Consider the following 18,218-nt stretch of genomic DNA (forward strand, 5'->3'; position numbering starts at 1 on the left):
CGGCAGGATCAGCCGCACGGGACGCAGAGGGTAATCCGCAGCGAGCGCGGTGCCGCCGCCCGCCAGTAAGAAAGTGGTGGCCAGCGCGAACGCGGCCAGGGTCTTGATCATGCTTGTTTCCTTGGAATCAATCGCTGGCAAGCGCGCTCAGCACGCGCTCGAATGTGATGGGCAATTCGCGGATGCGCACGCCCAACGCGTGCGCCACGGCGTTTCCGATGGCCGCTGCGGTGGGGCCCTGGGCGGCCTCACCCGCACCGACAGAAGGTTCGGACGGTCTTTCCACCAGGGCCACTTCGACGCGCGGTGCATCGGAGAAGCCAAGAATGGAGTAGTCCCCCCAGCTGCGGGTGGTCACCTCGGTGCGCGAGAAACGGACGGCCTCCTTGAGCGTCCAGCTGCAGCTTTGGACCACGCCGCCCTCGATCTGGTTGCGTACGCCGTCAGGGTTGACGACGAGGCCCACATCCACGGCCGCAGACACATCGAGCACCTGGATGGTCTCCGCCGCCCGGATGCGCAGCGCGACCGCGCACCACGCCCCGGTGTTTTTGTATCGGGCGTAGGCAAAGCCGTGCCCCACGCCCTCCTCGCGCTCGCCGCTCCACCAGGGCGCCGCACCGACGGCACGTCGGATCACCTCGTGGGCACGCGGATCGTTCAGGTGGTTCAAGCGCAGCGCGATCGGATCCTGGCCGGTGTCCGCTGCAATTTCGTCCAGGAAAGATTCGAGCGCGAAGATGTTGGTGTAGCCACCCAGCGCGCGGATGGCCGAGGTGCGCAGAGGCATCTCCAATAGCCGGTGCGCCGTGACGTTCACACGTCCGATGTCGTACAGCGGCACGGCGTTTCGGTCTGCACCGCCGCCGACGGATGCGGGCGGGTCCAGCGACACGGGCGCTGCGAAGCCATCTTCGAGCGCCGAGGCGGCCAGGAAGGACAGCGTGCCTGGTGCGGCACGGCCTGGACGCGCGGTGTAGCCGTTGGACCATATCGTTTGATCGAGCGCGAGCAGCGCGCCAGCGGGCGACACCACGGCTCGCAGTTCCACCAGGTGGGCCGGACCGAAGGGGCCGCAGCCGAGTTCATCGGCACGCGTCCAGAGGACGCGAACGGGTCGACCGCGCGCGGCGCGGGCGAGCAGGACGGCATCGAAGGCCACGTCGTCCGCGGGATTGTGGCCGTAGCAACCTGAGCCCTCTGCGTGGTGCACGACGATCCTTGGCAGCGCACGGCCGGCGAACTCGCGCTGCACGAACACCGCGAGTTCGGCCCTGACGTTGAAGATGCCCTGGCTGTGGGTCCACACCTCCAGGCAGTCATCGGTCCAGTGGGCGAGTGCGCAAGACGGGCCGATGGACGCGTGCGCGAGGAAGGGTCGGAGGTAGCCCGCTTCGAAGACCCGGGCGCCAGCGCGTCCGTCCAGGGCGTCATGGACGGGACCCAACTTCGCGACCGTGCGCGCCTCCGAAGGCGTTTGGCGAAGAAAGCCCGGCAGTGCGGCAGCATCGGGAAGCGATGCTGGCAGTTCCCACTGCGCGAGCACAGCGAGCCTGGCTGCCGCCCGGACCGCCGTCTCCTCGCGTTCGGCCAGAACTGCCAGGAAAGAGCCGTCGCGCACGAGCATCACGCCGGGCCAAGCGGAACGAAAAGATTCCTCGTCGACCGAGCGCAGGCGGGCGGCGGGATTGGGCACGCGCACCACGCGTCCGTGCAGCATCTGCGGGAGGACAAGGTCATGGATGAAGGCTGGCTGTCCGAACACCTTGCGCGCGAGGTCTGTGCGCGGCACCGAGCGGCCCACCAGCGTGAGCTGTGCGTGTTGCTTAGGAGTGGCGTCGGCAGACACGGCCTGTTCCAGCAGCGGGTGCATATCGAGCTCCCAGTAGCTGCTGTGATGGACGGAGGCGGTGCTGTGCACGCGCCCTTCCTGGACACGCACGGACTGTGCCTCCTCTCCGAAGCGCTCGCAAAACGCTGCCACCGCCAACGCGCGCAAGGTCGCGCAGGCTTGGCGGACCGCAGCGCCCGAATGCTGGACCGAGTAACTGCCGGAAGTCACGCCCTCGTCCGGGCTGTCGTCGGTGCTGACGGAAGCCATGTGCACTTGATCGATGCGCAGGTCCAATTCGTCTGCGGCGATCTGCTGAAGCGCTGTGGTGATGCCTTGGCCGATCTCGACCTTCCCGACCTTCAGCGTGACCAAGCCCTCCCGGTCGAAGGACAGCCACTGCTTCAGCTGCGGGTTGGCAGGAAGGCTGCCCGACGAGAAGCCTCTCGCCAGCGCGTTCATGCAACCGCCTCGCGCTGCGCCTGCAAGTCATCCTGCGCACGCATCACGGCCTGGACGATGCGCCCATGCGTGCCGCATCGGCACAGATGGCGGTCCAGCGCTGCGCGCACCTGCACCTCGGATGAGGGCCGTGGCTGCGCAATGAGCGCCGCCGCCGTCATGAGAATGCCGCTCAAGCAGTAGCCGCACTGTCCCGCTTGCAGCTCGAGGAAGGCTCGCTGAAGCACGTGGGGACGATCCGGCGATCCAAGACCTTGCAGCGTGGTCACGCGGGTCCCGTCCAAGGCCACTAGCGGTAGGTCGCAGGTCGTCGTCGGCTTGCCGTCGACCAGAACCGTACAGGCACCGCAGTGTCCCTCTGCACAGCCCAGGCGCACGTCGTGTAGCCTCAGATCGTTGCGAAGTGCATAGACCGCCTTAGCGCCCGGCTCGTCTGGCAGCTCATGTGCCTGCCCGTTCACGTGCAACTGCATGGCGCCGCGCTCAGAACGCCACGAGGTCGGCGCCCTTGAGCGCCAGCATGCTGCGAGCTTCCTCCGGCGTGGCGATGCTCAGCGACAAGCCTTCCAAGATGCCTCGGATGCGCCGTACATGGTCCGCGTTGCTTCGCGCCAGTTGCCCCGGGCCGTCCCAAAGGGAGTCTTCCAGGCCCACGCGCACGTTGCCGCCCATGGACAAGGCCATTGTGGCGACGGGCATCTGGGCGCGCCCGGCACCGAGTACGGACCACACGTAGTCGTCGCCGAAGAGCCGGTCCGCCGTGCGCTTCATGTGTGAGACGTCCTCCGAATGGGCGCCGATTCCCCCCAGCAGCCCGAACACCGACTGGATCAGCAGCGGACCCTTGAGGAGGCCTCGATCCTGGAAATGCGCGGCGGTATAGAGGTGGCCGATGTCGTAGCACTCGATCTCGAATCGAGTGCCGTGGTCGGCGCAGGACTCCAGGATGTACTGGATGTCGCGGAACGTGTTCTTGAACACCGTGCCGGCGGAGTTCTCGAGGTAAGGCCGTTCCCAGTCGTGCCGAAATTCCTTGAAGCGCCCCAGCATCGGGTATAGGCCGAAGTTCATCGAGCCCATGTTGAGCGACGCGAGTTCGGGCTTGAGCTGAAGGGCCGGTTGAAGCCGTTCTTCGACCGTCATGCTGGTCGACCCGCCGGTGGTCAGGTTGACGACGACGTCGCAGGCGCTTCGGATGGAGGGCAGAAACTCCCGGAACAGCGTGGGATCTTGAGCCGGCAGGCCCGATTCGGGATGGCGGGCGTGCAAATGCACGATGCTTGCTCCGGCTTGCGCGGCAGCGATGGATTCCTTGGCGATCTGCCCGGGAGTCACAGGCAAGTGCGGCGACATGCTGGGCGTGTGGATCGAGCCCGTCACGGCACAGGTGACGATGACTTTGCGAGCGTTGGCAATCATGGATTGTTCCGAAGATCTGGGAATGAAGATGGCTGAAAGCGGTTGCCGCGCGGACACGACGGCAGCCGATGGCGGCCGATAGCCGCCGCGACCGGCCCGTATGTTCAGTGGGTGATGGCGAGCGGCTGGGGGCGCGTCAAGCGCCAAGCCAGGCCGTGTCGCAAAGGCCTGATGCCGGGCGCCGACCACCTGCAACGGCGCCATGCCCGGTGGCGAGGCGTCGATCAGGGTCTCGCGGCCGCGGTTTTAGGCCGAGCCAGTCTGCAGGCACTTTGCCAACGCGCGCAGCACGGTTGCATTCCGGCGTGAGTTCCATGGCATCTGTCTCCTTTGCCAGCAATTATTCAAGCGCTGGGTTTCAAAGACAATGCGACAGAATCAAAATTCATTCTGTCGATTTCTCTACAGATTTCGCAAAGTCGACGAAGCTCCGCACCGTCGCGGGCGTATGGCGCTGTTTGTGGTAGTAGATGTTCCAGCGCGACCGAGGGGGAGACCACTCATCCAACAGAATGACGAGCGAGCCAGCGGTGATGAAAGGCGCGGCCAGCTGCTCGGCGACCAGCGCTATGCCAACACCTTGTAGCGAAGCAGACAGCGCGAGATTGCGCTCCGACACGACCAGCGGACCCTCGACGGCGACCGAGTGGCTGCGGCGGCCTTTGCGGAACTCCCATCGGCTCGCGCCACCGCTGCCATGCGGGCGCCAGTTGATACACCGGTGCATCAGCAGGTCCGTGGGTTTGTCGGGTGCGCCGCATGCCGCGACATAACCCGGCGTAGCGACGGCAACGTAGCGCATGGGCAGACCGACGGGGATCGCGACGACGTCGTTGTCCAACTCTTCCGTGAGTCGCATGCCTAGGTCGAAGCCCCGCTCCACGATGTTCACGGGCGCATCGTCCACGGTGATGTCGAGCACGATGTCCGGGTACGTCTGTTGAAACCTGCCGAACATTGGCTCTAGAAAGACCCGCGCGGCCAGCCGCGGCGCGTGAAGACGCAGCGTACCTTTAGGCGAGCCGCCCATGCTGCCGGCATTGGCCATGGCTGTGTCGATCTCGACGAAGGCCGGCTTAATGCGTGCCAGCAATCGCGCACCCGCGTCGGTGGCGGACAGGCTGCGCGTGGTGCGGTTGAGCAGGCGCGCGTTCACACGCTTCTCGAGCATTCGTATGACTTGGCTGAGCGCAGAAGGACTCAGGCGCAACTGCTGGGCGGCGCGGTGAAAGCTGCCCTGCTCGAGGACGGCGACAAATGCGCACAGTTCGAAGTATTCGTTTCCACGCATGCGATGGGTGCGATATGGCAATCAACCAACTCTACACATCGTGGACTGCGGCTGGTCAAGCCGGCGCTCGACACCGTGCACATCAGCTGGCCAAACGCATCTCGGCCGATCTGGATGATCTTGCCGTCACCGTGGCGTTGCAGCGCCTCCGCCAGCAGCGTATTGAGGCGATCGGATGCCCATGGCGCTGGCTCCAACGCCGCACCCATACCGCTGCATCGCGCCGCAGTTTGCACGCAACGTAACGCGGTACGCCAAGTAACGCGATGCGTCGCTCGCCTTCGATCATGCCCCGCCTTCAGCGAGCGGCTCATGAGGGGCACAGCCAATTCGAACGCAAGAATCGGAGTTGCGTCCAGAAGGGTCATGGGCAAAGTGTTGACCCAGCGCAAGCCGATCCGGGCACGCAACAGAACGACATTGAGGAAAACATGAGCATGAGCTTTGCTTCGCCACAACGCGCCGTACGCAGTGAAAGACACAGGACATCGCCAGTTCTGACTCGGCGATTGTTGGAGAAGGCCAACATAGAGGCATTGGTTGCGATAGATTCCCCGGACCTGAAGCTTCTTTCGGAAGCCGATCGGATGGCATCGCTCCGGGAGACGATGTCGGTTCGACCACCGGGTGATGTGTGGGTTTTTGGCTATGGATCGCTGATCTGGAATTCAGCAATCGCTTCGGCTGAGCGGCGGGTCGCCAGGGTCGACGGTTGGCACAGATCCTTTTGCCTTTCGATCACCGCGCTGCGGGCTACGGTTGATCGTCCTGGCCTGATGTTGGCTTTAGACCGCGGCGGCGCATGTCACGGCGCAGCCTATCGGCTCGCGGAAGAGGATGTTCAAGAAGAGCTGCGTTTGCTATGGCAAAGAGAAATGGTGTGCGGCGCATATGTGCCGCGTTGGGTCGAACTGAAGGATGAAGAAGGCGACGCCTTCGGTTGGGCGATCGCGTTCACCATTGATTCCGATCATCCGCACTACGTAGGCGATATCGACGAACCCACTACGGTGTTCAGACTGGCGACGGCTGCTGGCGGCCTGGGAAGCTCGGCTGACTACCTTTTCCGAACATGCGAAAGTTTGCATGTCAACGGTATCTACGACTCCAAGGTTGAGCGTCTCACGTCCCTGGTGATGGCTTCACGTGAAGTTGAACGCCTTGCGGCTCCGGCTTAGTGGCATGGCTACGCAGCGCGCTCATCCGCCGATCTGCTCTCCAGGTACTACGCAAAGGGCTCCAGCACTGATCTTGCTCAAGTTTTTTAGTTCCACCGACGCTGCAAACCCACCTGCGCACAAAGGCAAGATCGGGCCAGGCCGTTCCTCGCTCGTCATCGCTCGGAGTACTACCGCCGCTTCGAATTGCGGAAAAGTCTTCGATCGATGGGTTTTCGCATATTCATCACTGCAGGATTACGACGAGTTGCAGGCTCCTAGCCACGGCGCGCGTTCGAAAGCCGCGACGTGCTCCACGGTAAGCATGTACAGCTTTCAAGGATCCAGTTCAATTCTTGCGTCCTGAATTACCTTGCCCCAGCGCTCGCTTTCGGAGCGCATGAAGGCTTCCATCTCGGGTCCGGTCGACTGCAGCGGCTCGATGCCCGCCTCCTCGATCTTCTTGCGAACCGAAGCATCGGACACGGCCGCGAAGTAGGCCTCCCGCAGTCGAGCCACGGTGGCGGCCGGCGTCGCGCGTGGTGCGACCAGGCCTTGCCAGTAGAAGACCTCGAAGCCAGGGTACGTGTTCGCGATCGGCGCCACGGTCGGCAATGCCGCAATGGGCTTCAGTGAGGTGACGCCCAACGCCCTCAGTTTTCCGGATGCCAGATGACCCCGCGCGCTCGCATAGTCCATGAAAGCCATGCCGATCTGTCCACCCAGGAGATCGGGCAGCGCCGCGCCCGTGCCCTTGTACGGAACGTGCACGAGTTGGACGCCGGCCGTCCTCTCGAACATCGCGGCAGTGAGGTGCAAGGCATTGCCGTTGCCCGAACTCGCATAGCTGATGGTGCCGGGCGCCTTCTTTGCCGCGGCCACGAGTTCGCCCACCGTGGCGTACGGCAGCACGTTGGGATTGACGACGAGCAGGAACGGAAAGCGACCCGTGAGCGAGACCGGCGCAAAGTCGCGAGACGCGTCGTAGCTCAGCTTCTTGTAAAGGCTCGCGTTGGTCGCGAAGGTCGACAGGTCGCCCATCAGAAGCCGGCTGCCGTCCGGCTTGGCGCGCGCGACATCGAGCGCGGCAATCGACGTGGTGGCGCCAGGCTTGTTCTCTGCGATCACCGGTTGCCCGAGTTTCTCGCCCATCTTCTCGGTGATGGTCCGCGTGAAGAAGTCCACCGCCCCGCCGACCTGATAGGGGATCACGATGGTCACCGCACCCGTGGGTGCCGCCGGCTGCGCCAGCAACGCGGGCGACAAGCCGATCGAAAGCAGGCCGGCGCCCCATTTGATGGCGCTCCGTCGTTGGATAGTCATGCTGTTGTCTCCTGTTGAATCGAAAGAAAATCTAACCGCGCCTGCGGCCTCAAAGCATCGCGAGAACGCCGCCATCGATGACCAGATTGGCGCCGTTCACGAAAGCGCCCGCGTCGGACGCCAGGTAGACGGCCGCCGGGGCGATGTCGGCCGGCGTGCCCCAGCGCTGCAAGGGCACGCGTTCACGGATGAATTTCTCGTACGCAGGGTCGTCCTGGAGGGCGCGCGTCAATTCGGTCTGCGTCATCCCCGGGGAGATGGTGTTGCACGTCACGCCGCTCGGACCCAGTTCGAAGGCGAGCGCGCGCGTCAGGGCCGTGAGGGCTCCCTTGGCCGCGACGTAGGGTGTCGAAGGCACCTTGACGCTCTGCGTGGCGATCGACCCGATCATGATGATCCGCCCGTGCTTGCGTGCCACCATGTGTGGCGCAACGGCGCGCGTGAGGTGATACGCGCCGTCGAGATGAACGCTGAGCATTCGCCGCCATTCGGCGTAGCTGAGCTCGAGGAAGCCCTTGCGATTCTGCAGACCGGCGTTGTTGACCAGCACGTCGACCGCTCCGACCGTCTCCACCGCCTGTTGAACGGCGGCCACCACCGCCTCCTCGCAACTGACGTCGAAAGCCGCCAACGAGTGCGACAGGCCCCGGGCACTCAGGTCGCGAGATCGTTCCGCCAGGGCGGCCGCGTCGATGTCGTTGAGGATGACGTGGGCGCCCGCGCGCGCCAGCGCTTCGGCGATTCCCCAGCCGATGCCCCGGGCCGCTCCCGAGATGAGCGCGGTCTTGCCGTCGAGGCGGAACGTGCTGCCCGACGCCCTCTCATCGGACGGCGCAGCCGGCGTCTCCGGATGCGCGCGATCAAAAGTCACGGCTGCTCCCGTGGTACTTGGTCACGATGTGCTGGTAGATGCCGATCTCGACGTGAACCGGTGGCGGAAGCTGTTCAGCCAGTTCCAAAGCAACGCCGCCCAGCGCCGAAGCATCGATCGCTTCCAGGAAGATGACCCAGTCGCACCGTTCGTCGCGTGACGCACGGATGTCCTTCTCGGTATTGGGAAGAGACGAGACCGAGGCATCCTCCTCGAAGACGGTCGCGCCGACCAGGTTTGGTCGTAGCGCGAGTCGCTTTGCAGAGAGGTCTCGGATCGCGCGCCCACATGCTTCGCGCTCCGCTGCGCCCGCATTGATGCGCAGCGTCGCGACGAAGCCGCCATCGTCGCCATGACGTTCGACGACCGTATGGATGGTTCTGACCGTGTCGGAGAAGCGACCGACGATGGCCTGAGTGCGCGCTAGCGGGTTGTTCACCGAGTGCAGGTACTCCTCCTGCCCGAAGACGGCGGCGCTTCGCGCTTCGTAGGTCACGAAGTAGCGTCGAGTTCCTTCGAGCATTCGGAAGCGTCGAGCTCTCAGCACGCCCTGAATGCAGGAGCGCTCGAAGAGATGCTGCCGGTTGTACCAGTCGTTGAACTCGCCCTCGGCCGAGGGATCGATGTTGTTCCAGATCAGCATCGCCCCTTCAGTGGCCGCCAGCATCGTTTTCTCCTTGGATTCGTTCTTCGCAGCGGGGCATGCGCACGGACGCGTCCGAAGGCGCGTGGCGATCCACCCAATTCCATTGGGCTTCATCGAAGCCGTCGACACCCATGGCTTGCGAGACCCGGTGCACGATCTGCCAACTGCCGTCGGGCGACCGGACCAGCGAGTCCACGTATCTCAGGTAAGCAGTCTGCTTCTGCATGTCCCATGTCTGATGCCACGCCGTCACGTAGGTGAGGGCGCGAGCCACGGAGCCGTCGACGCGAATGCTGCTTTGCCCCAAGTGGTGCGCCGTGCGACGAAAGCGGGCCTGCCGCTCTTTCATGCCGGCAACGATGCGGGCACGACCCCGGATCGGTCCTCCCCTGCCGGGGCCTTGGTCCATGACACCGTCCTCGGCGAAGATCTGGCCGACCGCGTCGATGTCGTATTCGTCGAGGCGTTGGCAGTAGGCCGCAAGGACTTCGGCAATCGCCTGGCGGTCCGTGGTGACTCGAAGTTGTGCGTCCATGGTCAATCCAGCGACACGCCCAGTTGCCGGATGACGCCTGACCACACCTGCGTTTCCGACGCGATTCGCTCGCTCATCTGCTTCGGCGTGCTCGTCATGGGTGCGAGGGCCGCGCCCGTGAGCCACGTCAGCATCTGCGGCGTGCGCATTTCCTTGTCGAGCGCGTCGTTCAGGCGCTCGACGATCGGCTGGGGAATCCCCTTGGGCCCGACCAGGCCGATCCACAGCGGAGGGATGTCGAGCGCGACGCCAGCCTCCCGCAGCGTCGGCACATCGGGCAGAAGCGGGCTGCGCGCATTGCTGGCCAGCGCCAGCATCCGCATCTTGCCGGTCTTGATGTGCTGCTCGGAAAGTCCGACATCCATCATGGCCGAATCCACCTGGCCTCCCAGCATCGCCGCCGCCACCGGCGCCTGCCCCGTGAAGGGAACGTGCAGGGTGTCGATCTCGAGCTTAGCCTTCAACAGTTCCATGCTGAGCGTCAACGCCTGCCCCGGGCCCGTGGAGCCGTAGGTCAGGCGGCCGGGGTTCTTCTTGGCGAAGTCGACGTATTCCCGGACGGTGCCGATCTTCGTCTCGCTGCTGACCGCGAGGCCGTAGATGATCTCCGCTGCAATGCCGATGTGCGTGAAGCCGGTCTTCGGGTCGTAAGGGAGCGGCCGCTTGTAGAGGGACGGAAGGATCGAGTAAGGCGCGCTCAGCGTCACGTACAAGGTGTAGCCGTCCGGGCTGGCGTTCGCCACGTACTGCGAAGCGATGACCGTGTTGCCACCGGCCTTGTTCTCCACGAGCACCGACGCGCCGAGTCTCGTGCCCAGGCCCGGCGCGAGCTTGCGCGCCAGCGCATCGACGGAGCCGCCCGGGTTGAAGGGCACGACGAGCCGGATCGGCTTGCTCGGAAAGCTGTCGCCGTGGGCCGGCGCAGCGAGCGCGCCCAGCAAGGCGCAGAGGGTCAGGAGTATTCGTCGCTTCATGTTGTCTCCTCGTTGGCGGGCATTTGTCAGTAGATGCGTTTTTCGTCGGAGAAGGTCAGGAACGCTGCGTCCCGATCGATGGCCGCGGGCCAGTCGGCCAGGAGTGCGTCGTGCAGCGTCATGCGATCCCGGGCCAGCGCCGACCTCATCTCCACGACGACATCGAAGTGTTCGGCCGGCCGGTTCACGTCGTCGAAGGCCGTCGTTGCCAGGCCGCGCGTCGCGCCTTCGAGCACGACGTGGTGCGTGAGCGACGTGAGCGCGCCCGCGGGCCCTTGCGCGAGCAGCCGCCGCATCCAATCTCGGAGCATTGCCTCGCCGGCCACCGGCCCGAGGTCGGGATGCCACCGGCCGAAGATCATCAGCTTGCACCCGTCGCGGGTCGGACCCACGTGATGGGTCGACTTCGTGAACAGGACCACGGACGCGGCGACGTCGAGAAACAATGCCTCGTCGGGCCGCACCTGCTCGAGGTAACGTGAATCCTCCTGGAAGCCGGCCGTCACCCTGCTGTCCGGGCGCTGGCGCATCTGCGCCGCGCCGTCGAAGTGCCGCCGGTCGGCCGACCCGGCTGGATGCGAAAAATGGTTCTGCACGTAGTCGGCGTTGTATTCGGCATGACCGGCGCGCTGCAGCACCCGCGCATGCGTGCCGTGCCAGTGCTCGGCAAAGCGCGCCCAGCTCAGGTCGCTCCGACGCTTGAGCAGGGAGAATTTCGTGATCTCGTCCACGTCGTTCGCCTTCATGTCATGCGGCGAGACGCGCCGCTTCGATGGTCGGCAAGCTCATCGCGGAGGGTGGCTCCGGCACGACAGCCTTGGCTCGCGCGGCCGCATGCATCGCAGCCCTGAAGCCGAACGTGAGCGCCGGCCCGAGCGTCGTGCCCGGTCCCGGGTAGGTCCCGGCCATCACGGACGCCATGTCGTTTCCCACTGCGTACAGGCCGTCGACAGGCTTTTCCTGCGCGTCGAGCACGCGTGCATCGGCATCCGTCCTGAGACCGGCCGAGGTGGCGATCTCCGCCGGCCACACCTCCAGCGCGACGAAGGGCCCTTTCTCGATGGGCGCGAGGCACGGGTTGGCCGCCTCCGGATCGCCGTTGAATCGATTGAGTTCGGTATCGCCCTTTCCGAAGTCGAAGTCCTTGCCCTCGCGCGCCAGCCGGTTGTACCGCTCGACAGTCGCACGAAGGGCTTGCCCGTCGATGCCCAGCTGGGTCGCGAGCGCCTCGATGCTCGGCGCGACGACGATGTATCCGGAATCACTGAAGCGCTGCAGGCGCCGCGTGCCCGGGTGGATGTGGCCGAGCCCGTACTTCCGGATGAAGTCTGCCTCGCAGAGCAGGTAGGCCGGGATTGTCTTCGTCCTGGTGTGCGAGGCATACATCCCCTGCACGAAGTCGTGATACGAACTGGCTTCATTCACGAATCGCTCGCCCTTGCCGTTGACCGCGATCAGCCCCGGCTTCGCCCTGTCGAGCAGCAGGTGGGGAAAGAGGCCGCTCGTTCCGTCGGCGCGCCGCGTCACGGACACAGGCACCCAGAAGCCTCCCGGCGCATTCGCTCTTGCATCGACCTGACCGCCGTTGCGCATGCCGAGTTCGAGGCCGCCACCGGTGTTGCCCGGGCTGGCCATGGTGTGCATCGGTGTCGGGTTCGGCATCAGCGCCTGCCGCAAGCCGGCGTGGTGCCCGTAGCCGCCCGTGGCCACGACCACACCGTGACGTGCTTCGATTCTTCGCAGCTCTCCGGCCACCCTGACCACCACACCCGCCACCGTGTCGTCGCGCCGGATGAGATCCTGCACTTCGCCTTCGAACAGCACCGGAACCCCGTTCTGCCGGAGGCTGTGGAACAGCCGTGCGACCAGCGCGTTGCCCATCACCAGACGGGTCCCACGCGAATACGTCAGCCGGTCTTTGAGGTAGCGCAGCAGCAGCCCCCCGGCATGGAGAAAGTTGCCCATGCTCCGGAACCTGTGGATCAAGCGTGGCACGTCTTCCTTGCCCGCCATCATCCCGCCGAAGATCAGGAACTCGGGGATGGGCGGCCGCACGCGCCAGAAGTCCGGCCCCAGACGCCGCCCGTCGAAGCGTTCGGGATAGAGCGTCCGCCCATGGACGGCCGCGCCATCCATGTGGTGGTAGTCGGGGTGCTTTCCGCTGGGGTTGAAGCGGACCTCGCTCTTCTGCCGCAAGTAGTCGACCATGACAGGGCCCGTGGCGAGATAGGCGGTACGCAGCCCGCCACGGTCCCCGTCGCCAATCAGCTGGTCGAGGTAACGCGCGGCGTTCTTCGGGTCGTCGTACCAGCCGGCGTCTGCGCTCTGCCGGTTTCCGGGGATCCAGATCGTTCCTGCAGACGTCGCTGCCGTCCCCCCGACCTGGTCCGTGCGTTCGATGACGAGCGGCTTCAACCCTTCCAGCGCGGCCACCAGCGCCGTCGCCATGCCGCCAGCGCCGGCTCCCAGGATGATCAGGTCGAAGGGCGCGCCGGAAAGAGCTATTTCCACGGCTGCGCCGTTGTGGCCGGTCTCGGGCTCTGGAGCGATCTTTGGCATCTTCAAATCACATCATGCGATGAATCATGATTCGCATATTATGCGAAATACGTTTTCTCATCGATCGTGGTGGTTACCCTGATGCCCGAAACAGCGATCAGCGCGGCCGCGCGCGCCGCCACGCCTTGAAGTGGAGCGAACGCGCGATGCGACAATTCCACGCGGCAACAAGAACACGCGACATGTTGGACAGCAGCTTTGCAAAAGGACTGAGCGTCCTGGACGTCTTCAAGGAAGGGCGCATCAGCGTCCACCTCGATGAGGTGGTCGACATGCTGGGCACCTCCAAGGCCACGGCATACCGATACCTGGCCACGCTGTGCGAGGCCGGATTGCTCGCGGCGGCGCGCGGCGGCGTGTACATGCTCGGCCCGCGCATCATCGAGCTCGACCGGGCCATCCGCATCAGCGATCCGCTCCTGCGGGCCGGCAGCAAGGTCATGCGGGAGCTCAGCGACCGGCTCGAGATCAACATGCTCCTGGCCAGCTACTACCGCGACAGCATCATGTGCGTCGACATCGCATGGCCCGACCCCGCCATTCCCTCGCATCACGAGCGAGGCTTGCCCATGTCCCTGTTCCAGGGCGCGATGGCAAAGATCATCCTGGCGCACTTGTCGCAGTACCAGCTGCGCACGCTCGCGCTCCATCACCTCAACGAAATTCGCGAAGGCGGCATGGGCCAGAACTGGACGGAGTTTCGCGCGCACATGGCTGCGCTCGCGCGGCAGGGCTACTCGGTCACGTATTCGGAACTCTTTGAAGGGGCAGTCGGTGTCTCGGCGCCGATCCTGGACCCGGACCAGAAGATCCTGGGCAGCATCACGTTCGCATTGACCGATGAAAGATGGCGCGCTTCCAAGCAGGAGGACCTCTGCGCCGAGATCATGGAAGCGGCTGCGCGGGTCAACGCGTTGATCGCGATGGAGGCCGATGACAGCGTCGGCGATGCCGTGCCATCGCCCGCTCCTCCAATGGTCACATCAAGGCAAAGTCCGCCAGCTTCTGCACGCAAGACGCGGCGGACTCGCACCTGAAAGCTTTTTCAGCCATCGCGGTCCGTACGCGAGGCTCCCGGCGTGCCGGGCGCAAACTTCGCTATTCCGCGGAGGGGTGCTTCAGCGCGCAGATCACCTGGTCGGACAGCCGCTGGGAGCGCTTGCGCGACGTGTACAGCTGCGGGTAGCCAATCACCAGATGAACGAAGGTGATGTCCCGGTCCGGGTCGACCCAGAAGAGCTGGCCACCGAAGCCCGAGCCGCCGAAGGTGCGCGGTGAACTGAGCGTTCCCATGCTCGCCAGGAAAACGCCCGTGCCGCGGAGATAGAACGACAGGCCGATGTTGGCGGGAAACGGCGTTTCCGCCTGCGACTCGACGGCGGCCTTGTAGAGGCCGCTGACCTTGTCGCCGGTCTGGATCGTCATGGCCGCATCGACGATGGCCGGCGACAGGACCTGACGGCCTTCGACGACGCCGCCGCAGCGGAACATCTCCGCGAACCTGAAGATGTCATGGGCAGTGGACGACGCACCACCGGCCAGAAACTCGGTCGTTGCCGAGATTTCGGAGATCTGCTCGATGTCGCGCTGCGGGATGGTGCCTTCGGAATCCAACAGCATGTTGATGGGCGCGAGGCGCTTCGCAAGATCGCCGCGTCCCGCGAGCGTCAATGCGGTGTCGGCCATTCCGGTGGGTGCGAAGACCTCGTCGGCCAAGATGCGCGTCAACGAGCGCTGCCCACCGTCGGCGCGGCGTATGACCTCCCCGAGGATTGCATGCGCCGCGCCGGCATGGTAGTTGACGACGCCTGCCGGCGCGATGTCGGGATGCATCGCGCAGATCTTGGCGACGTAGCGTTCGTTGCCGTCTCGCCAGTCTTCCACGGGGTGCTGCATCGGCAGTCCTGCCTGGTGGCTCAGGGCGTCCCGAATCGTGACCGCGCCTTTGCCGTGCTGCGCGAACTCGGGGACGACCTCGGCGATCCGCGTGGTGAGGCTCAGCTGTCCCCGGTCGATGAAGCGAAAGACCGCCGCCGCTGTCAATTGCTTGGTCAGCGACATCACGGGGATGACGTCGTCGGTGCGCAAGGCGCGATCTTCCTTTCGGTTGGCAAAGCCGATGGCACGGTGCAGGATGATTCTTCCTCGCCGTGCGAGCAGCAGCACGGAGCCATCCGAGATTCCGCCGTCGATCTCGCGCTGCACCGACGCAAGCATCGATTCCAGCTTGTCGTCGTCGAACCCCATTTCCTTCGGTGTCGCTTCCAGTCTGCTCATTCGTCGTCCTTTGGATTAAGCCATGCTCGCCACGATGCTGCATGTCGACTCGACTCTAGGTGTTCACCACGCTCGCGCCCATGTCGTCTTCGCGATGCTCACATCCGTGATGGGTTATCGCTCGCATGGCGCACGCGCATCACTCCGGTCCCACGCACCGCGACCGGATCGAGGCGGCGCACTGCCGGAACAATTGACGCAGCCAGATGTGCGTGCGGTCGCGGTGCCAACGCGCATGCCAGATGAGGCGCACGTCGAACGCAGGTGTGGAGAACGGCAAGGGCAGCACTTGGCAGCGCCTGCTCACGACGCCATCCAGCGCCATGCGCTGGGGCACGATGGCCAGCAGATCCGAGCTGGCCACGAGCGCAGCGGACGTCGACAGGTTGGCCACGCGCGCGACGACGTTCCTCGACACGCCCCGCAGCGCGAGCGCGTCGTCCACCAGCGCCTCGATCGCCGGAAACGGCACTGGATCCGCCCCCCAGACGACGTGGCCCTGCTCGATGAACTGTTCGAACGAGAGGCGGCCCTGGATCTGCGGGTGCGCCCGGCTGGCCAGGCACACGATGCGCTGCGGATAGAGCAGCATCTGGTGCAGATCGTCGGTCTTGCTTTGCGTGAACCCCATCGAGAACTCGAGCTGGCCGTCACGCAGGAATTCGGGGGCTCGCCGGATGTCTCCTGACATGACCGTGAAGCGGAGATTCCGGGCGCTTTGCCGCACCGTTGCCAGCAGCTCCGGCATCACGACGGACGCCACGCCCTCGGTCGCCATGATCCGAAAGTGGCCGCTGGCCAAGGCGGGGTCGAACGAGCCATCCTCGGTTCCGTGATCCAGCAACTCCAGCGCGACGCGGGCTTTCTCCGCCAGGTGCAGCGCGCGCGCGGTGGGCCGCATGCCCGACGTCGTGCGGACCAGGATCGGGTCCTTGAACACCTTGCGCAACCTCGCCAGCGCCGTGCTCATGGCAGGCTGCGAAATGCCCATCCGGTCGGCGGCCCGGGTGACGTGCTCCTCGGACACCAACATCACCAGGTAAGACAGCAGCTGCAGGTTGATCCGGCTCGCCTCGTTCGCAGTGCCAAGCGGCGGCGCGGCTTGCTGGCTGCCCTTCATGTCATGTATCGGCCGCCATCGACGTGGATCGTCTGGCCCGTCAGGTACTCGGTGTCGAGGATCATGCGCAGCGCAGGCCACAGTTCCGCGGCGCGTCCGAGGCGCCCGAACGGCAGGCTGCCGGTGTCGGCTGGCGCCATGCCCCGGACCATGTCGCTCTCGACCATCGCCGGTGCGATGGCATTCGCCGTGATCCGATGAGCGCGCAGATATGTCGCGTAGTAGTGCATCAAGCCCTCCATCCCCGCCTTCGACGCGGCATAGGCTGCCGACAGGCGCCCGCCGGAGCGCGCAGCGCCCGACGAGACGAAGACGAGACGGCCACCGTCGGCCTTCATGTGCGGCCATGCGGCCTGCGACACGAGGAAGGCGCTGGTCAAGTTCGACCGCAGGACATGTTCGAAGGTCGCTTCGTCCAGCGCATCCAGATCGACGACCGAGCCGATGCCTGCGTTGTTGACGACACAGTCCAGCCCGCCGAATTGCGCGACCATGGCGTCGACCATGTCCTGTACCTGGCGCGCGTCCGTCACGTCGGCCTGGAGCGCGATGACCTTGCCGCCGCCGAGGCTTAGCTGCGCAGCCAGCGCTTCCGCCGCTGCCGTATCGAAGCGGTAATTGATGGCCACATCATGCCCCTGTCGCGCAGCCTCGATCGCCAGCGCGCGACCGAGCCCACGGCCTGCGCCGGTGATCAAGATCCTCTTCGGTTCGGTCGCCAGCGGACTCATTCCAGTTCGATCCGGCTCTCGGCCGCGATGCGCTTGAAGGTCGCGATGTCGGCCTGGGTCCGCTGCGTGACTTGGTCGGGTGGCAGATATTGCGGGCGCAAGCCGATGTCGGCGGTGCGCGCAGCAACCGCCGGGTCCTGTGCGACCAGCTTCACCGCACTCTCGAGCTTGCGCCGCACGGCCGGCGGCGTGCCCGCTGGCGCATACACGGCATGCCACCAGGTGCTGACATAGCCCGCAATGCCGAGTTCCTCGACCGTCGGGACGTTGGAAAACCGGGGATCGCGCTCCTTGCCCGTGGTCGCGAAGGCGCGCAACTGCCCGGACTCGACGAATGGCTTGATCTCCGTTTGAAGGGTGCAGTCGACGACACGTCCGAGCACGGCCTGGATGCCGGGCGCGTTGCCGCGGAAAGGCACATGGTGGATCTTGATGCCGGCCATGGTCGCCAGCAACTCGGTGCTGAAATGGTTTCCGCCTCCGTTGCCGGAGTTGGCGAACGTCAACTGGCCCGGCTTGCTCTTGGCGTAGGCGACCATGCTCTTGAAATCGTTGAAAGGCACCTGCGCATTGCAGACCACCGCCGTCGCGAACCAGAAGGTCTGGCCCAGGGCCTCGAAATCCTTGAGGGGGTCGTAGCTCACGTTCTGCCCGATCGCCGGATAAAGCGCCTGGGTGATGGACGTGCCGTAGAGCAAGGTATAGCCGTCCGGCGTGGCGCGCGCGACCTCGGCGGCTCCGATGCGCCCTCCGGCGCCGACCTTGTTCTCGACGACGACGGGCTTGCCGACCGTTTCCGCCAGCTTCTGGGCGAAGGCGCGTGCGGCGGTGTCGGCACTGCTGCCGGCCGACGCCGGCACCACCATGCGGATCGGCCGGGCGGGGTAGTCGTCGGTGCCTGCCGCGCTGGCGCTCCCGCTCCATGAAGCCAATGCAGCCGATGCAGCCAGCGCAGCCAGGCTCAAGAACAGTGAGCCTGCGCGCCGGCGCATGTGGATGGGTGCGCGGCGCCCCAGGCTTCG

General features: G+C 65.2%; 17 protein-coding genes. 2 read left to right on the forward strand and 15 right to left on the reverse strand.

The annotated features are described in order from the left end of the window. Positions 1–127: 127 nt before the first annotated feature. From B0W80_RS12785 to B0W80_RS12800, 4 genes are all read right to left on the reverse strand, one after another. Positions 128–2,293, reverse strand: a complete 2,166-nt coding sequence (locus B0W80_RS12785; protein WP_076999525.1) for a molybdopterin cofactor-binding domain-containing protein — start codon at positions 2,291–2,293, stop codon at positions 128–130. Continuing rightward, a complete protein-coding gene (locus tag B0W80_RS12790; protein WP_076999526.1) occupies positions 2,290–2,766 on the reverse strand; it encodes a (2Fe-2S)-binding protein in 477 nt (158 codons plus the stop codon). Before B0W80_RS12790 ends, B0W80_RS12785 begins: the two co-directional genes overlap by 4 nt. Positions 2,767–2,776: 10 nt before the next feature. Further along, positions 2,777–3,712 carry a 3-keto-5-aminohexanoate cleavage protein gene (locus B0W80_RS12795; RefSeq protein ID WP_076999527.1) on the reverse strand — a complete coding sequence of 312 codons (936 nt, stop codon included), beginning with the start codon at positions 3,710–3,712 and terminating at the stop codon, positions 2,777–2,779. 385 nt (positions 3,713–4,097) lie between these two features. Then, on the reverse strand, positions 4,098–5,003 hold the full coding sequence (locus B0W80_RS12800) for a LysR family transcriptional regulator (RefSeq protein ID WP_076999528.1): 906 nt from the start codon (positions 5,001–5,003) through the stop codon (positions 4,098–4,100). 437 nt (positions 5,004–5,440) lie between these two features. Between B0W80_RS12800 and B0W80_RS12805 the strand changes: the two genes are divergently transcribed. Continuing rightward, on the forward strand, positions 5,441–6,181 hold the full coding sequence (locus B0W80_RS12805) for a gamma-glutamylcyclotransferase (protein ID WP_076999604.1): 741 nt from the start codon (positions 5,441–5,443) through the stop codon (positions 6,179–6,181). A gap of 315 nt (positions 6,182–6,496) precedes the next feature. Here B0W80_RS12805 and B0W80_RS12810 read toward each other — a convergent pair whose 3' ends face one another. The 7 genes from B0W80_RS12810 to B0W80_RS12840 are packed head-to-tail and all read right to left on the reverse strand — an operon-like array spanning position 6,497 to position 13,068. Further along, positions 6,497–7,558 carry a tripartite tricarboxylate transporter substrate binding protein gene (locus B0W80_RS12810; RefSeq protein WP_218668896.1) on the reverse strand — a complete coding sequence of 354 codons (1,062 nt, stop codon included), beginning with the start codon at positions 7,556–7,558 and terminating at the stop codon, positions 6,497–6,499. Beyond that, positions 7,533–8,354: an SDR family NAD(P)-dependent oxidoreductase gene (locus tag B0W80_RS12815; protein WP_076999530.1), complete on the reverse strand. Its 822-nt coding sequence runs from the start codon at positions 8,352–8,354 to the stop codon at positions 7,533–7,535. The genes B0W80_RS12810 and B0W80_RS12815 overlap by 26 nt, the downstream gene beginning before the upstream one ends. Further along, positions 8,344–9,021 carry a DUF4286 family protein gene (locus B0W80_RS12820; protein WP_076999531.1) on the reverse strand — a complete coding sequence of 226 codons (678 nt, stop codon included), beginning with the start codon at positions 9,019–9,021 and terminating at the stop codon, positions 8,344–8,346. Before B0W80_RS12820 ends, B0W80_RS12815 begins: the two co-directional genes overlap by 11 nt. Next, a complete protein-coding gene (locus tag B0W80_RS12825; RefSeq protein ID WP_076999532.1) occupies positions 9,005–9,535 on the reverse strand; it encodes a nuclear transport factor 2 family protein in 531 nt (176 codons plus the stop codon). The genes B0W80_RS12820 and B0W80_RS12825 overlap by 17 nt, the downstream gene beginning before the upstream one ends. Positions 9,536–9,537: 2 nt before the next feature. After that, a complete protein-coding gene (locus B0W80_RS12830; RefSeq protein WP_076999533.1) occupies positions 9,538–10,509 on the reverse strand; it encodes a tripartite tricarboxylate transporter substrate binding protein in 972 nt (323 codons plus the stop codon). A 26-nt stretch (positions 10,510–10,535) separates the two neighbouring features. Continuing rightward, complete coding sequence (locus B0W80_RS12835) at positions 10,536–11,255, reverse strand: EthD domain-containing protein (protein ID WP_076999534.1); 720 nt, start codon at positions 11,253–11,255, stop codon at positions 10,536–10,538. A 1-nt stretch (position 11,256) separates the two neighbouring features. Continuing rightward, the gene (locus tag B0W80_RS12840) at positions 11,257–13,068 is read right to left on the reverse strand and encodes an FAD-binding protein (protein ID WP_083745363.1); all 1,812 of its coding nucleotides are present in this window, start codon (positions 13,066–13,068) and stop codon (positions 11,257–11,259) included. Between the two features lie 182 nt (positions 13,069–13,250). On the opposite strand from B0W80_RS12840, the gene B0W80_RS12845 reads away from it, so the two are divergent. Continuing rightward, the gene (locus B0W80_RS12845; protein ID WP_076999535.1) at positions 13,251–14,105 is read left to right on the forward strand and encodes an IclR family transcriptional regulator; all 855 of its coding nucleotides are present in this window, start codon (positions 13,251–13,253) and stop codon (positions 14,103–14,105) included. 61 nt (positions 14,106–14,166) lie between these two features. On the opposite strand, the gene B0W80_RS12850 is transcribed toward B0W80_RS12845, so the two are convergent. The 4 genes from B0W80_RS12850 to B0W80_RS12865 all read right to left on the reverse strand — a co-directional run bounded on the left by B0W80_RS12850 (position 14,167) and on the right by B0W80_RS12865 (position 18,161). Beyond that, positions 14,167–15,273: a serine hydrolase gene (locus B0W80_RS12850; protein ID WP_179106897.1), complete on the reverse strand. Its 1,107-nt coding sequence runs from the start codon at positions 15,271–15,273 to the stop codon at positions 14,167–14,169. Positions 15,274–15,484: 211 nt separating this feature from the next. Beyond that, positions 15,485–16,465 carry a LysR family transcriptional regulator gene (locus tag B0W80_RS12855; protein ID WP_076999537.1) on the reverse strand — a complete coding sequence of 327 codons (981 nt, stop codon included), beginning with the start codon at positions 16,463–16,465 and terminating at the stop codon, positions 15,485–15,487. Beyond that, the gene (locus tag B0W80_RS12860) at positions 16,462–17,196 is read right to left on the reverse strand and encodes an SDR family NAD(P)-dependent oxidoreductase (RefSeq protein WP_076999538.1); all 735 of its coding nucleotides are present in this window, start codon (positions 17,194–17,196) and stop codon (positions 16,462–16,464) included. The genes B0W80_RS12855 and B0W80_RS12860 overlap by 4 nt, the downstream gene beginning before the upstream one ends. After that, entirely contained in the window at positions 17,193–18,161 is a 969-nt protein-coding gene (locus tag B0W80_RS12865; protein WP_179106898.1) for a tripartite tricarboxylate transporter substrate binding protein, read from the reverse strand. Before B0W80_RS12865 ends, B0W80_RS12860 begins: the two co-directional genes overlap by 4 nt. Positions 18,162–18,218 lie beyond the last annotated feature (57 nt).

The sequence above is a fragment of the Variovorax sp. KK3 genome (assembly GCF_001984055.1).
Lineage (GTDB): Bacteria > Pseudomonadota > Gammaproteobacteria > Burkholderiales > Burkholderiaceae_C > Variovorax.

Bases quoted from the DNA above. Each gene is read 5' to 3' on its own strand.
- B0W80_RS12810 (WP_218668896.1), bottom strand. From the start codon at position 7,558: ATGGCGGCGTTCTCGCGATGCTTTGAGGCCGCAGGCGCGGTTAGATTT.
- B0W80_RS12800 (WP_076999528.1), bottom strand. From the start codon at position 5,003: ATGCGTGGAAACGAATACTTCGAACTGTGCGCATTTGTCGCCGTCCTC.
- B0W80_RS12825 (WP_076999532.1), bottom strand. From the start codon at position 9,535: ATGGACGCACAACTTCGAGTCACCACGGACCGCCAGGCGATTGCCGAA.
- B0W80_RS12845 (WP_076999535.1), top strand. From the start codon at position 13,251: ATGTTGGACAGCAGCTTTGCAAAAGGACTGAGCGTCCTGGACGTCTTC.
- B0W80_RS12840 (WP_083745363.1), bottom strand. From the start codon at position 13,068: ATGCCAAAGATCGCTCCAGAGCCCGAGACCGGCCACAACGGCGCAGCC.
- B0W80_RS12835 (WP_076999534.1), bottom strand. From the start codon at position 11,255: ATGAAGGCGAACGACGTGGACGAGATCACGAAATTCTCCCTGCTCAAG.
- B0W80_RS12830 (WP_076999533.1), bottom strand. From the start codon at position 10,509: ATGAAGCGACGAATACTCCTGACCCTCTGCGCCTTGCTGGGCGCGCTC.
- B0W80_RS12855 (WP_076999537.1), bottom strand. From the start codon at position 16,465: ATGAAGGGCAGCCAGCAAGCCGCGCCGCCGCTTGGCACTGCGAACGAG.
- B0W80_RS12805 (WP_076999604.1), top strand. From the start codon at position 5,441: ATGAGCTTTGCTTCGCCACAACGCGCCGTACGCAGTGAAAGACACAGG.
- B0W80_RS12790 (WP_076999526.1), bottom strand. From the start codon at position 2,766: ATGCAGTTGCACGTGAACGGGCAGGCACATGAGCTGCCAGACGAGCCG.
- B0W80_RS12860 (WP_076999538.1), bottom strand. From the start codon at position 17,196: ATGAGTCCGCTGGCGACCGAACCGAAGAGGATCTTGATCACCGGCGCA.
- B0W80_RS12795 (WP_076999527.1), bottom strand. From the start codon at position 3,712: ATGATTGCCAACGCTCGCAAAGTCATCGTCACCTGTGCCGTGACGGGC.
- B0W80_RS12785 (WP_076999525.1), bottom strand. From the start codon at position 2,293: ATGAACGCGCTGGCGAGAGGCTTCTCGTCGGGCAGCCTTCCTGCCAAC.
- B0W80_RS12820 (WP_076999531.1), bottom strand. From the start codon at position 9,021: ATGCTGGCGGCCACTGAAGGGGCGATGCTGATCTGGAACAACATCGAT.